The organism is Hyella patelloides LEGE 07179 (assembly GCF_900659865.1).
Lineage (GTDB): Bacteria > Cyanobacteriota > Cyanobacteriia > Cyanobacteriales > Xenococcaceae > Hyella > Hyella patelloides.
On record NZ_LR214440.1, the window covers coordinates 1 to 1,008 of the forward strand.

Here is a 1,008-nt window from a genome sequence, read left to right on the forward strand (position 1 = left end):
TGAGTAAGACAGTAGAATCAACTTCCGTCGAGCAACTACCTCAAAAAAATGAAGATTTCCCCTTAACCGCCGTCCCTTCTAGTTCGAGAAAATCAATTTGGTCTTTAGCACCTATTTTAATTGGTTTCACTCTTTATTCAGGAACTCTGTTTGCTGGAGGGTTAGTGGGAACTAATTTTCGCTTTTTCCCCGATTTGGTTGGTTTAATTGTTTTGGGGAACCTAATTCTAGGTCTATATGCGGGAGGACTAGGTTATATTGCTGCTAAAACGGGCTTAAGTACAGTATTAATGGCACGATGTAGCTTTGGTGAATTTGGTTCTCGTTGGGTCGATTTTATTTTGGGTTTCACACAAGTTGGATGGTATGCCTGGGGTTCTGCTTTAATTGCTGACCTCTTGATTAAATTGGCTGGTGTTCCAATGTCTCTCAACTGGCTTCTTATTATCGTGGCTACTTATCTTTTTTGTATTACAGCATATATAGGCTATCAAGCAATGGACTGGGTGAGTCGCCTTGCTGTACCTGCAATGATTATTCTGATGATTTGGAGTCTTTCTCTTGCCTGGCAGGATATCGGCGGTTATACTCAACTGCAAGCAATTAACCCAGCAGCAGAAATGGGCATCGGCGAAGCTTTAACAGTTATTATCGGTACTTTTGTCTCTGGGGGAACGCAAGTAACCAATTGGAGTCGTTTTGCTAGCTCGCCAAAAGCTGGATTTTGGGCAACTTTCCTCGCCTTTTTTCTAGCAAATGGTTTTTTAATAGACCTCTTGCAAAAGTCTAATAAAAAAGAGATAAATAGGTCAGTAAGAAGAAAAACTATGACCTATAAAAAAGTAAAACATCTAAGAGATCGGGAGTTTAAACGCCTCTGTGGAGTGAGAAAAGAGACATTTGCTCAAATGGTTAAATTAGTAGAAGAAAATGAAGCTCAAAAGACTAAAATAGTCAGACCGTCTAAATTAACTCTAGAAAATCAAGTATTGATGACTCTAGAATATT

1 protein-coding gene is annotated in these 1,008 nt (G+C 39.2%); it reads left to right on the plus strand.

The genetic code is table 11. The features are described from left to right. The coding region (locus H1P_RS35585) for a cytosine permease (RefSeq protein WP_222427427.1) at window positions 1-1,008 on the plus strand (1,008 nt) is incomplete at both ends.